General features: G+C 36.4%; 14 protein-coding genes. 6 read left to right on the forward strand and 8 right to left on the reverse strand.

Going from position 1 to position 13,676, the window contains the following annotated elements:
- Positions 1 to 589: 589 nt before the first annotated feature.
- Both HWV54_RS01870 and HWV54_RS01875 read left to right on the forward strand, forming a co-directional pair.
- A complete protein-coding gene (locus tag HWV54_RS01870) occupies positions 590 to 730 on the forward strand; it encodes a hypothetical protein (RefSeq protein ID WP_005864736.1) in 141 nt (46 codons plus the stop codon).
- Between the two features lie 55 nt (positions 731 to 785).
- Positions 786 to 1,067 carry a DUF6460 domain-containing protein gene (locus tag HWV54_RS01875; RefSeq protein WP_005864734.1) on the forward strand — a complete coding sequence of 94 codons (282 nt, stop codon included), beginning with the start codon at positions 786 to 788 and terminating at the stop codon, positions 1,065 to 1,067.
- Between the two features lie 22 nt (positions 1,068 to 1,089).
- Here the strand turns inward: HWV54_RS01875 and HWV54_RS01880 are convergent, their stop codons facing one another.
- The 3 genes from HWV54_RS01880 to HWV54_RS01890 form a co-directional block, all read right to left on the reverse strand.
- Entirely contained in the window at positions 1,090 to 1,899 is an 810-nt protein-coding gene (locus HWV54_RS01880; protein WP_005864732.1) for a TIGR02186 family protein, read from the reverse strand.
- Positions 1,900 to 1,906: 7 nt separating this feature from the next.
- A complete protein-coding gene (locus HWV54_RS01885) occupies positions 1,907 to 2,821 on the reverse strand; it encodes a sulfite exporter TauE/SafE family protein (protein ID WP_005864730.1) in 915 nt (304 codons plus the stop codon).
- Between the two features lie 139 nt (positions 2,822 to 2,960).
- Positions 2,961 to 3,785 (reverse strand): hypothetical protein, encoded by an 825-nt coding sequence (locus HWV54_RS01890; protein ID WP_005864728.1) that lies wholly within the window; start codon positions 3,783 to 3,785, stop codon positions 2,961 to 2,963.
- A gap of 582 nt (positions 3,786 to 4,367) precedes the next feature.
- On the opposite strand from HWV54_RS01890, the gene HWV54_RS01895 reads away from it, so the two are divergent.
- From HWV54_RS01895 to HWV54_RS01910, 4 genes are read left to right on the forward strand one after another with little or no spacing between them, the layout of a single operon-like run.
- The gene (locus HWV54_RS01895; protein ID WP_005864726.1) at positions 4,368 to 5,114 is read left to right on the forward strand and encodes an electron transfer flavoprotein subunit beta/FixA family protein; all 747 of its coding nucleotides are present in this window, start codon (positions 4,368 to 4,370) and stop codon (positions 5,112 to 5,114) included.
- 51 nt (positions 5,115 to 5,165) lie between these two features.
- Positions 5,166 to 6,086: an electron transfer flavoprotein subunit alpha/FixB family protein gene (locus tag HWV54_RS01900; protein ID WP_005864724.1), complete on the forward strand. Its 921-nt coding sequence runs from the start codon at positions 5,166 to 5,168 to the stop codon at positions 6,084 to 6,086.
- 3 nt (positions 6,087 to 6,089) lie between these two features.
- Positions 6,090 to 6,245: a hypothetical protein gene (locus HWV54_RS01905; RefSeq protein ID WP_005864722.1), complete on the forward strand. Its 156-nt coding sequence runs from the start codon at positions 6,090 to 6,092 to the stop codon at positions 6,243 to 6,245.
- A gap of 3 nt (positions 6,246 to 6,248) precedes the next feature.
- On the forward strand, positions 6,249 to 7,910 hold the full coding sequence (locus tag HWV54_RS01910; protein ID WP_005864720.1) for an electron transfer flavoprotein-ubiquinone oxidoreductase: 1,662 nt from the start codon (positions 6,249 to 6,251) through the stop codon (positions 7,908 to 7,910).
- Positions 7,911 to 8,793: 883 nt separating this feature from the next.
- On the opposite strand, the gene HWV54_RS01915 is transcribed toward HWV54_RS01910, so the two are convergent.
- The 5 genes from HWV54_RS01915 to HWV54_RS01935 form a co-directional block, all read right to left on the reverse strand.
- Positions 8,794 to 9,585: a pyrroline-5-carboxylate reductase gene (locus HWV54_RS01915; RefSeq protein WP_005864718.1), complete on the reverse strand. Its 792-nt coding sequence runs from the start codon at positions 9,583 to 9,585 to the stop codon at positions 8,794 to 8,796.
- Positions 9,586 to 9,639: 54 nt separating this feature from the next.
- Positions 9,640 to 9,885, reverse strand: coding sequence for a hypothetical protein (locus HWV54_RS01920; RefSeq protein WP_005864716.1), 246 nt, complete (start codon positions 9,883 to 9,885; stop codon positions 9,640 to 9,642).
- Between the two features lie 104 nt (positions 9,886 to 9,989).
- Positions 9,990 to 10,358 carry a YraN family protein gene (locus HWV54_RS01925; RefSeq protein WP_005864714.1) on the reverse strand — a complete coding sequence of 123 codons (369 nt, stop codon included), beginning with the start codon at positions 10,356 to 10,358 and terminating at the stop codon, positions 9,990 to 9,992.
- A gap of 4 nt (positions 10,359 to 10,362) precedes the next feature.
- Positions 10,363 to 11,250, reverse strand: coding sequence for a 16S rRNA (cytidine(1402)-2'-O)-methyltransferase (gene rsmI, locus HWV54_RS01930; RefSeq protein ID WP_005864712.1), 888 nt, complete (start codon positions 11,248 to 11,250; stop codon positions 10,363 to 10,365).
- A 938-nt stretch (positions 11,251 to 12,188) separates the two neighbouring features.
- A complete protein-coding gene (locus tag HWV54_RS01935; protein WP_005864711.1) occupies positions 12,189 to 13,283 on the reverse strand; it encodes an Mrp/NBP35 family ATP-binding protein in 1,095 nt (364 codons plus the stop codon).
- Between the last annotated feature and the right edge of the window lie 393 nt (positions 13,284 to 13,676).

Below are 13,676 nucleotides of genomic sequence, written 5' to 3' on the forward strand. Positions count from 1 at the left end.
CCCCCTCCCCAATCGGATTGGTTCAAAAGCCTCAATTACAATTTAATATTTTGATAATCTTAGACAAGTGTGGTTGCTAACAATGGCCACTTCTATCCTTTTTCAGAAAGAAATTTGAGCTTTTCCATAACTTCACACCAAATAACACCTCCCCAGCATACCCTATCACCTTTTGAAAGAAAGATAGCAATCTGAAATATAAGTACTACAGAAATCTAATGTTTTTCACACTGCTGCATATAATCAACTTTTTTCACTAACATAGTTTAAAGCTCGCCGCTCTTTCAGAAACATTAAATTCTACTCCATTTATTGTACTTGTTTTTTCAACAAATAAATTTACTTTTTAGCATTTTTTCATATAAATTGAAATATACAATCTCAATACCTATTTTATCGAGATGAATAATTCCTCTCTAAAATAGGATATCTTGAAATTACATTCCATACACAACATATTGGTCTATTATGGAATCCTCAACGTACTAAAAAATTTTTATCGCTATACAAAACGTTGAGATGCTATTAAAATCTCCCACGAATTCCCAGAAACTAAAAGGATGTTCACCAAGTTAATGAAAGGAATACTATGAAAATATCTCGAAAAATGCCAACCGAACACGAACGCGTTTCAGAAACCAGCACAGAGGTTACACCAGTATTACAAGGTGGTAAACTCGAAAGAGAAGTAAGAAAAAATAACAAAAAGAACGTTACTTCTTCTTTATGATGGCAACTCTATTGTATTATGCAACGAGAGCGTAACATATTCAAAAGTGTAAAAAATGAACCAAAAGAAAAAGTTATCCAATTCTTTTCACACATTCCTTGGAGGAACATTAGGGAGTGTTACCCTAAAGTTGCTCATTCTTTCATTCCTCGTTGGCATTGTAATGAACTTTCTTGGATGGACACCTGGAAGTTTTATACAGAAAATGATAAAATTTTTTAAATCTCTCTGGGAAACAGGATTTATAACTCTCGCAAACCTCTCTTATGTAACCATGATGGGAGCTATCATTGTTGTGCCTATTTTTCTTATCCTACGCCTCATTCATAAAAAATAAATACCTTAGCATTTCCTTTTCACTAGTCTTTTCGAAAAATCAAACGACATAAGAAGCCTGTACTAATAGCTATAATCACTGCAAAAATACCATATAATAAACTATACTTGTGAGCTGCATGAAAAATTGTATAAGCAATATGTGCTTTAACAATTTCAAGAGTCGTGGTTGCACTGTCAATAAATTGCCCATTGCGAAAAAGATAAGCACGGACCTGATAATGTCCAACAGGGGTATTTGCCGGCAAACGAAAATGCGCTGTGAAAAGTGCACCAGAACCAAAACGAACACCACCTACTTCTTCATGATAAAGATTTTTGGCTTTTTGTAATTTTATAAGTTCCTCACGAAAAATTTGTATTTTCTCCTGATCTTGTTCATCCGACTGCAATAACAAATACGATAGTCCTAGCCCTAAGCGTTTATAATCTTCAACGCTTGTAATATCATCAATCTCACGCGTCGTGACCATAGAATAAAAAAGAGGAGCATTTTTAAAAATAAGAGAATCTGCATTAACCCAAACACCAGCACTACGTTTTTTTTCTCGCATAACCATCGGCCGAGCTTGTCCTTCCAAGCTAACAATAATATCATAAAGGTTTTGTCGAGAATATAATGGATTAATATTTTCTAAAACACCAGCAATATAAAGATCATGACCGTCAAAATTTGTATCAATCGTGATTGTATTCGTTGTTACAATAACTTGAATAGTTTCATGATCAATTGAATCAATGAATGCAGCTTTCGTGCCAACATGTGCCCACATAGAAAAAGAAACAACACAAAAGCAACCTGTAATGATGCATAAAGAAAATAATCTACCCATTTTTATCTCATAAAATATACAAAGAGAAAAGATTATCAGGGCGTATAAATAATTGAAAAGCAAGACGCATACATACAATCAACACTAAAAATGCAAGAGCCATACGCAATTGTTCTGCTTTTAACTTCCGTCCAGCCCGAGTTCCATATTGTGCCCCAATACTGCCCCCAAGCATTAGCAAAAAAGCCAAAACGATATCAACGGACTGATTAGTCATACTTTGCAAAACTGTGGTAAAAGAAGATACAAACGTAATCTGAAAAAGTGAAGTCCCAATCACCACACTGGTTGGAACTCGTAGAAGATAAATCAATGCTGGTATCATAAAGAATCCCCCACCAATTCCCATAATCGAAGACAACAATCCAACAATTAAACCAATCGCTAAAACTGGAATAATGCTAACATATATCATAGATGTCCGAAAACGCATTTTTAATGGCAACCGATGGATCCAATTATGCCTACCAGCAAGGGATATATTGACTTTTTGTGCCTTGCGCTGACGCAGCATATTGCGCCAACTTTCAATAATCATCAAACTTCCAATACTTCCAAGAAGGATCACATAAAGAAGTGAGATCATTAAATCTAATTGTCCCAATTTTTTCAGAACAGAAAAAATCTGAATCCCGATTAAAGAACCAATGCCACCTCCAATCGCTAAAAGAATACCAAGTTTGATATCAAGAGTACGTCTTCTAAAATGTGTAATTGTCCCAGTCACAGATGAAGCAATCATCTGATTAGCCCCTGTTCCCACAGCAATAGCAGGAGGAATATTATAAAAAATCAATAACGGTGTGATAAGAAAACCACCACCAATCCCAAAAAGACCTGAAAAAAAACCAGCAACAACTCCCATACCAATCAAGATCAGCATGTTAAGCGACATTTCAGCAATTGGTAAATAAATACTCACTTACAGAACCTTTAAGATAATTTGAATTTTTAGATAATTCGAGAGCTTTTCTCCAATAAGTCTTTGTCACGTATTAAAAGGATAGTTTTAGATGCCACACATACCTTTATAAAATCACTAATGCGCAATACATCTCATGTCACCTAAATTTAACATCAAAATTAAAAAAATGAATTTCTCTTAAAAAGCCATAAAAACATAACGTTATAGCTGCCATAAATGCAATAATTAAAAAACACCAAAAAATTTTTTTAATAGAAGAACGTAAAAAAAAGACAGTTCTCTGAGATTTCTTTAAGGAAGGAGAGCAATCATCCTCAATACAACATCTAGATGCTTGAATATCAGAGCACCTTTCTTCTATTGTAGAATGTCCTACAATTTCCTCAGCTTCCTTTGCAAAAGGCTTTATGACATCAGGTGAAGAGCTTTTACTCCCTTGTTGTAACATATTTTCAAAATTTGTTGGGTTTGGTGTTATGCTGTTTTGTTTTGAACAGTCTGATACTTTTTGGAGCAATAAGCGTTCTTGATTTCCCTCACCTGTCATATCAGCAAGCTTCTGTACAACAGAATCAAGCGATTTTGAACGAGACACACACCGTGTTATTGTTGCTTCTTCTAAGTTTTTTTTTTCGCTATGCAAACTCTGAATAAGCGTTTTAATCTGCTCTAAATATTCAAAAAGCTTTTTTTCTTTTTGGCGACGTATATAATGCTCAGCCAAAATTGCTCGACTAATGTCATCCAAATAAGATTTAAAACTCTCTTCCACAAAACTTTGTGATGTCGAATAACGGGATGAATGCTTCATCTGCATTTGTGCATAAACAGAGCGTAATTTTTTAGCAATATCCGACATCGTGACTTCAGTTGACATGTCTTCCCTCTCTTTTTGCTCAACAACAAAAAAAGAAGGTTTTTTTTGTTCAACCTGCTTTACAGTATGGCTCTTCGTATTCAAAAACGCTACCCCTCATTGTATTTATAAACGCTATGCTTCATTAATTTTCTGCAAAGAATCGCACAAGTAATAAGAAAGTGTGCTTTATTTTAGTAAATAGAGCTTTAAGAATTTCTAAAAATATCTAAATGAATGATTTTCGATTTTCATATTCTCAAGATATTAATTGAGAAAGCACTACTCCCTTTTGCTTTTTTACACTCTTTCCATTACATACCTATTGCTCATTTTAAACTGCGTATACGGAACGAAAAAAGGACATCTTCATTTTGCTATCTTAATATCATTGACCATTCTGTATCCTTTTTTATTTTAAGTTCTTTTAAAACTGTTTTACAAACTATGACAGAAGCATTCACTTGAAATGAAAGCTCATTTTTTTTACTTTTATTCAAAGGAAGATGACTATTATTTATTTAAAGTACACAGAAAACAAAATAGAGATGAATAATCAAGCATAAGCAAACTTGAGAAAGCTTAGATAATGAGAAAATCAATTATGAGTAAACTTCCATTCTAAACAATTTGGTTTCTTCTTATTATTACTATAAGCTTGTACTCATACAAACGAAGAGGATCATCATGAAGATAATTGTCGCTGTCAAACGTGTTATTGATTATAACATCAAGATACGCGTCAAATCTGATAGCACAGGCGTTGATCTGTCTCATGTAAAGATGTCTATGAACCCTTTTGATGAAATCGCTGTAGAAGAAGCAATCCGCCAAAAAGAATCCGGAAAAATTTCAGAAGTTGTTCTTGTTTCAATTGGACCAGAGGCAGCACAAGAAACCTTACGAACAGGGCTTGCAATGGGAGCTGATCGTGCACTCCTTATAACAACAGAACAAACTCTTGACCCTCTAGCAATTGCTAAGATTCTCAAAGTCATTATTCATGAAGAAAAACCAGATATGGTCTTTTTGGGAAAACAAGCCATTGACGACGATAGCAATCAAACCGGCCAAATGCTAGCAGCTCTTCTTGGTTGGGGACAAGCAACTTTTACCTCAAGTCTAAACATAGAAAATGGGCACGCAACTGTTATCCGCGAAGTAGATAATGGTACCCAAACCCTTTCCCTTCCCCTCCCTATAGTCATGACTGCTGACCTACGATTAAACGAACCGCGTTATATTTCTTTGCCCAACATTATGAAAGCAAAAAAGAAAACCATTGAACAAAAAGCTCTCGCTGACCTTGGCGTAGATACACAAGCGCGCTTCACAGTTCTTAGCGTTGAAGAACCAAAACCCCGTCAATCCGGTATCAAAATGGCTAATGTAGCAGAGCTGGTTAATGCGCTAAAACAAATAAATTGCATTTAATGTTCGACAACTAATGGATCAAAAATAACACTGTATAAAAAGGTAAAACTTATGGCAATTCTTTTATTAGCCGAACATAACGTAGAAGAAACTGCAAAAGCACTAACAGCTGCTCGAGCAATCAGTAACAATATTGATATTTTAGTTTGTGGAAACAAGATTCAAACAATCGCCGAAAATAGCGCGAAACTCTCTGGTGTACGACAAATTCTTGTCGCTGAAGCTGATTATTTAGCACATCAACTCGCTGAACCTATGGCTAATACAATTGTCAAATTAGCGAATGATTATGATGTAATCATGGCTGCCTCTACCAGTACCGGCAAAAATGTAATGCCACGTGTGGCTGCTCTTCTTGATCTTATACAAATTTCAGACATTATTGCTGTTATTGCACCCGATACCTTCAAACGACCAATTTATGCAGGGAATGCACTCGAAACTATACGTACCCATGATCGTCAAAAAGTTATAACAGTTCGTACAGCCTCTTTCACACCATCACTCTTCCAAAATAACACTGCTCCCATTAAAACAATAACACCAGCTCCTAATCCAAATCTTTCTTCTTTTATAAAAGAAGAAACCAACAAAAGTGATCGTCCCAATCTTACCTCAGCCCGTGTTATTATATCAGGAGGACGTGGTCTCGGTTCACAAGAACAATTTATGGCACTCCTTCTCCCCCTTGCAAACAAGCTAGAAGCAGCTTTAGGTGCAAGCCGTGCAGCAGTTGATGCCGGCTATGCCCCTAATGATTGGCAAATTGGACAAACAGGAAAAGTCGTTGCTCCTGAACTTTATATAGCCGTTGGCATTTCCGGTGCAATCCAGCATTTAGCCGGTATAATGGATGCAAAAGTTATCGTAGCCATTAATAAAGACCCAGAAGCTCCCATCATGCAAATTGCTGATTATGCCCTTGTAGGCGATCTTCACCAGATTATTCCAGAGCTAAAGAAAGCTTTATAAACTATGAATACACCCCTGCATTATCAACGTGAAACTATGGAATTTGACAGAGTGATTGCCGAAGCGGGATTTACAGAACTCTTCTCTATACAGATTGCCGACGATGTCCGTGTAATTGATCTTTACCAAATTATTCCAAAGTCGGAGAAAACTTTATAAACCATGAATACACCTCAGCAATATCACCGCGAAAGTATGGAATTTGACATAGTAATTGTAGGAGCAGGACCTGCAGGACTTTCTGCCGCAATTCGTCTAAAACAGATCAACCCCGAACTTTCTGTCATAATCGTTGAAAAAGGCACTGAAGTTGGTGCACATATTCTGTCTGGTGCAATCGTTGATCCTATTGGCATTGATACACTCTTACCAGAATGGAGAAACGAACATGATCATCCCTTCAAAACACCTGTCACCAAGGATCAATTTTTTTTCCTAAAGCCCAAACGAGCTACAGCATTTCCTAATATTCTTCGCCCAAAAATCTTATCAAATAATGGATGCTATATTGTTTCACTCGGTGATGTTTGCCGTTGGCTAAGTAAAAAAGCCGAAGCACTCGGTGTCGAAATTTATCCTGGTTTTTCGATAACGGAAACTATCCAGAACGATCATGGAGCCATCATTGGTGTTCTCACAAGTGATATGGGCCTTAACAAAGATGGAAGTCCTGGAAAAAATTATATTCCTGGCATAGCTTTATTAGCTAAATATACTCTGATTGCGGAAGGAGCACGTGGCTCTCTTGCTAAACAGCTGATACAGAAATTTGATCTTAGCAAAAACCGTGAACCGCAAAAGTTTGGTCTCGGTCTCAAAGAGCTTTGGGAAGTTGATCCCAAAAAACATAAACTTGGTTTAGTTCAACATTTCACCGGTTGGCCCTTAGACGATAATACTGGTGGCGGTGGTTTTCTGTATCACCAAGAAAATAATTTAATTTCTGTTGGTTTTGTTGTACACTTAGATTATAAAAATCCTTATCTTTCTCCCTTCGAAGAATTTCAACGTTTTAAAACACACCCTAAACTCTGTGAGATTTTCAAAGGTGCAAAACGCCTTTCCTATGGTGCACGCGCCATAAGCGAAGGTGGTTGGCAATCTGTACCAAAACTTACTTTTCCTGGAGGAGCACTTATTGGCTGTTCTGCTGGTTTTGTCAATGTCCCACGTATCAAAGGATCACACAATGCCATCTTATCTGGCATATTAGCAGCGGATAAAATCGTTACAGCTCTCGCACAAGGTCGCGCCCACGATGAAGTCAAAGCAATCGAAGAACATTGGCGCAAAGGCCCTATTGGCAAAGATCTTTATCAAGTCCGCAATGCCAAACCACTTTGGACAAAATACGGCACAAAATACGGAATAAAGATTGCCGGCTTTGATATATGGTGGCAACAACTGTTTGGATTTTCTTTATTCAAAACACTATCTCATGGAAAAGCAGATTATGAATATCTTGAGCCAGCAGAAAAATTTCAACCCATTGCTTACCCAAAACCAGATGGTATTATAACCTTTGATCGCCTCTCCAGTATCGCACTTTCTAATACGCACCATGAAGAAAACCAACCTTGCCATTTAAAAATAGCCTCATTAGAAAAACAAAAAAACATCGAATATGCAATCTATGGAGGACCTTCCACACGCTACTGCCCTGCTGCTGTTTACGAATGGCTAGGACATAATGGCTGCGAAACTTATGTTATCAACGCTTCAAACTGCATACATTGCAAAACCTGCGATATCAAGGACCCGAACCAAAATATCAATTGGACCTGTCCACAAGGTAATGATGGACCACTTTATCTCAATATGTAATTATTATTCCTATTACTAAAATCAGAATTCCATCCAATACCTTCAATGCACAAGTTCTTTCACAACGTGAACCTATTCCATTATCACTCTATACTAGAATACTTTCACACTAGCATATCATTTTTCTCATCAGATATTTTATAAGATCCTGTTATTAATTTTTTTATCTATCAAGAACAAAACAATAACTAAAATATTCTGATCATTCTTGCTATAAAAAAACAAACTATCGCCTACCTTCACTATTTTTTTAATTCGGCGTTACAATCTTCAAGAACATTCACAGCAATAATTCTTTAAAGAGTAGCGATTGTATAATGCTCCACGCTTTTGTTTTTATCGTTCTTTTCTTCACTAAATACAACACGCCTCTGCACAGCTCATTTACCAACTGTTTTTTAAAAGACATTTAAACATAATCCAAGCTCATATCACAGAGTACCCAATAAAAGATATAAAGCAAAATTCACTGAACATAACTATTTATTTACATTTATGAAAGTACAAGACAGCAGTGTCATCCTATCTTCTCAACTCAAAAATTGCATCTATTTTTACACTTAAGTAGTTTATAAGAAGCAATTTTTCCCCTCACTAAACGATTTTTTTTACACACATTAATACCCTCTTGTAACTATACAAGCCAAATGTTTTTTGATTCATGATAAGAGAAATTGAAATAAAAAAATCTTTCTTCCCTCAAGCTGCACACAGCAAATTATCTTTATAAATCAATTTATTCTTGTAGGAAAATCCTGAATATTAATCTTCATACCTTTTAAATATGTATAGCAGCCAATTTTGTAGATCTGGATTCATGCAACACTAAACAAGCACATAATATCACTCTTATGAGATCAGAAAAAAATCTTGATCCAGCATTTTAATGTGTAAATGGAGCATTTATTTTTTGCAAAGTAGTCTCAAGAGCTGTAGTTAAAGCACTTCTCCCCCCTTGACAAGAAAAACAGTTCGACAAAAGCTCATTTGTTCCCCCTTTGGTGGAAAACTCTTTCTCAAGCCGTGCAAAATCAAGAGAAACAGGACAATCACTTGCTATAATTTTGCGCATTTCATCCGTAAGATTTCCAAACATCATGGCAAGAAAATTTGCTGATTGCTGCTTCTTTAACCCCTGTGTTATAAACCATCGATGTGCTGTTTCTATAAAATTAAAATAAACCCCCATAAGCGAACCAGCAGTCATGAAAAGATTAAACTGTTCTTCCGCATCCAACACCACTGTACCACCCAAAGCATCAAATAGTCTACGTAAAAATGGATGATCAGGATAAATTGGTGTCAAATTTTTACATTCTGCCACAAAAGGAAGCGGAACAGCACGATAAACTTTATGGTTGATCCATTCTTCAACTTCTGCTGCTTTTGCCATGGCAAGCACAGAAACCACAAGCTGTTCTGGATGAAAACGAAGAGAACGCAAGACCTCTTCTGCAATTTGGTTGGGCAAGCAAAGAAAAATACAATCACTAACATCTAACAATCTTTGATTGTTTTCAGCAATTATAACCTTACTATAATTGTGCGAAAGGCGCTCTGCTATTTGCACATTACGAGGTGAAATAACAACAGAAGGAATATCAAAAGCGCTTATCATTAAACCTTCAACCATTGAAGCACTGATTTTACCCGTTCCTAAAAAACCAATTTTCATTTCTAAACCTCGGACTCATAATTTCAAAGGAAGCTCAACCAACGCTTTATCATTTTAACTAACATAAACACTAATTGAGGAAGCAACACATAACATAGCAAAAATAATCAATCCCAAATAGACTTTGGGCTTATCAAAAAGAACTGCAAAAGCAGAAAACCAACCAACAATAGCACTCGCTAATGCAAATAAAAAACCTGGTTTATTCATGAGTACAATATGTATTGCCATTAAACCACCAATAATCAACGCTCCAAAAACAATCAATAAACCCGTCGCAAACTTTTCATAATCGTCCATATTTCACTCCTTATAGCACTTATATTGTTACGCATTTTTCTAACCAATATGTATATGAAACAAAGTCTTTTCCATCTACCATGGTTACAACAGTATAGAAACTCTTATTTATCAGATGTAAAAAATGCCGGAATATGCTGCGGCCAACGCCAAGGCAAAATTGCGATTAAATCAAAGCGTACACACAAAATAGCACGATCTTTTTGCCGTGCTAACCAAATATCAGCTGCTGACTCGATGCGCTTCTCATTTACCCGAGAAACTGCGGCCATTGCTTCAGCTAATGTTGAACGCGCTTTTACCTCAACAATTAAAACAAGATTTCCACGCCGTGCAATTAAATCAATTTCACCACACTTTGTTCTAAAACGAATTTCAGCAATGTGAAATCCTTTGAGTCGCAACCACCAAGCAGCCCATTTTTCTGCACGAACACCTCGATAAAAAGACTTTTGCCTGTGCTTTTTTTGCATAAGCTCATGCACCCTTTAAAAAATTCAACCGTTGAAAAAGTTCTTGCTTTTTTAAACCTGTCTTTTTTACAGCCAAAGCAGCTGCCTTAGAAGCAGAATGGACACCAGCCAATTCTAATAATATTTCATCAATTTCTTGCTCATTCATCACTTCCAAAGAGGGAAGTGCTTGTCCAACAAGTACAACAATTTCTCCACGAATATGTACCTGTTTTCTATAACTTTCCAATAAATTACCTAAATTGGAAACATTGACTGTTTCAAATTTTTTTGTTAATTCACGACAGATTGCAGCAGGGCGATCAGCAGAAAAGAAAGAAACCATATCCTGTAAAGTCTCAACAAGACGATGCGGCGATTCATAAAAAACCAAAGTCGCAGGAATAGTTTTTAATTGTTCTAACCTCTTTTGCCGTTGTATCTTACGTGCACTCAAAAAACCTGCAAAGAAGAAACTATCTGTAGGAAGCCCCGTCGTGACAAGAGCAGCTAAAAGAGCTGATGCACCAGGGATCGGAACGATTTTATAATTAGCTTTGCGTGCTTCTTCTACCAAACGAAATCCAGGATCAGAAATCAACGGTGTTCCAGCATCTGATACAAGTGCTACAGTTTTATTTTCTGCCAAAGCTGCTAATAACTTCGGTCCAGCCTTTTGTACATTATATTCGTGATAAAGAAAGGTTTTTTTCTCAATACCATAGCGTTCCAACAAAACACGTGTCACCCGCGTATCTTCACACGCTAATATATCAACTCCTGCAAGCACTTGCAAAGCACGAAGCGTGATATCTGCAAGATTTCCAATAGGCGTTGCTACAAGATAAAGCCCTGGCTCTATAACAGGTGCAGAATAAGCATGTGCACCTATAAAATATGCTTTTTCACGCATGTTTTTCTCATATCCAAATAACTTCTCTCCACCAGCTCTAAACACGGTGTTGCTCATAATCAAAGCTATATCTACTACAATTTTCTTTCCCGGCACGAAAAGATTAAGCGCTTAAACCAACTTTGCACCACAATAAAGCGGCTTTCCTCAATATCTAACGCCTTTCTTGGCATTATAATTCGTTTTGATCATCATTATTACTTCCAGGAGAATAAATCTTGGCATACCAATATCATGCCTAATAATCTCCCATAAAAGCTGCACTGCAAAAGCCAAAGAAACAATTGTCCTATTCCTACTTTCCCACTTATTTTACTCTTTGAAGGTTAAGTTTTCCAGACCATTCTTACAACCCGCATTTTTAAAAATAACCTCATCTATCAGTTTCAATACGACCACCTCCCAAAAACATACATCGTTACTTTTAGCAACATTAACAACTGGTTAGGTCATCGTTGAAAAGCACAAACGTACTATATCAGATTCCCCTTTGCAAAATTCCAAAAAATCTTTGCAAGCCTATAATTAATATCCAGGAACTTTATATAGAAAATACTTTTTTACAGTTGAACGAACAACAATTTATATTATGAACAGCTTAAAATATACTAATATTTTCTTTAAATTGGCTATTTTAAAACCACCTTTTGGAAAACCTTCTACAGTTTATAAAATTTTTCCTAAACTTGTTCTCATTTTCTATATAATTTTTCTTAATGTGAAGTCCAATATCTCTTTTGCTCCACCTTATTGAGTTTCTTTATACAGTTTAGGATATCCCCCTTTACATCATCCAATCAGATGATCGATTTTGCGTTTATTTAACCTTTGGAACATCTCATCTAACAATAAGGTACACACACTGAAAATACCAATAAAACAGGCTTTTTATCTTTTAAATTATTGTCTTTTAGCAGACTCTATTAAAAAATGTAAATTTAAAAGAATTTGTTTTTTATCTGATCCACAATCGAACGATAAAGCTTAGCATACTCCTCATCAGGCTTAGCAATAAAGATTGGCACGCCATCATCTGAAGAAGATCGTAAGGCTCCATCAAGCGGCACTTCTGCTAAGAGAGGAATCCCTCGGCGTTCGGCTTCTACACGCGTACCACCATAACCAAAAATATCGTAACGCTTCCGCGTATCAGGAGCAATAAAATAACTCATATTCTCAATAAATCCTAAAATGGGAACATCAACTTTCATGAACATTTCTATCGCTTTACGCGCGTCAACCAAAGCAAGATCCTGCGGAGTAGAAACAATCAACGCCCCCGTTAAATGCACCTGTTGAGCAAGCGTTAATTGTGCATCCCCTGTACCCGGCGGCATATCAACCACCAAAATATCCAGAGTCCCCCATAAAACATCTCTTAACAATTGCGTCACGGCCGCCATTACCATAGGACCACGCCATACCACAGGCTTTTCCTCCTCAATCAAAAATCCCATCGACATTAATTTAAGGCCAAATTTTTCAAGAGGTCGAAACTTTTTCCCATCAACGAGCTGTGGTTTTTGGTTAACAAGTCCTGTCAAACGGGGTAAAGATGGACCATAGATATCCGCATCCATCAAACCTATTTTGAAACCAGAATCTTGTAAAGCTAAAGCGATATTTATCGCCATTGTGGATTTGCCTACTCCCCCCTTTCCAGAAGCGACCGCAATCACATGCCGCACACCTTCTATGGGCATTTTCGCAGGCAATCCATTTAATTTCCGTTTTTGTGCAGAAAAAACTGTATCTCTACGCATCTGAGAAAATATTTTCGTTTTTTTTTCTGCTGTAAGCGTGATAACAACAGATTCAACCCCATCCATAGCTCCCACAATTTCCTCAGCAGTACGACGCAATGCTTCCCATTCTTGCATACGTCCATCCGGAACTGTAATGGAAAAAAAAACTTTTCCATGAACAATTAATATTTCTGAAAGAAGCCCCAATGAAATAATATTGCCTTCAGAATCCGGTACTTTGACTTTATATAACACATTGCGGATATCTTCACTTGTGATAGGATTCACACTTTTTCCTCTCTATACAAATGTCCCCCAATATAGCGATAAAGACCCTAAAACTTCAACTTAACCACCTGAAATTTCGCACTTTGTTAAAAACTATATTATCAAAGTATAAACATCTTATAACTTATCTCTTTTAAAAGACAAAACCAATCTCAAATAAAAAAACTCATGCGTTAATCTTATATAAAATCCCATTAAATATGTTTTTTGTACAATCACGTCATGAATTTTATAAGCCACGTTAACAGCTAAAACTGAACAAACTTCTTATAAAACAAGTATGCTTTACTACAATCATCCAATAACAAACCACCATTCTTTCTTACTCCTTGAATACATTTTGAGCATTCAATTGCACTATACAAAGAAATAACTGCAAATCGAGAGATTGTA

The sequence above is a fragment of the Bartonella alsatica genome, from assembly GCF_013388295.1.
Lineage (GTDB): Bacteria > Pseudomonadota > Alphaproteobacteria > Rhizobiales > Rhizobiaceae > Bartonella > Bartonella alsatica.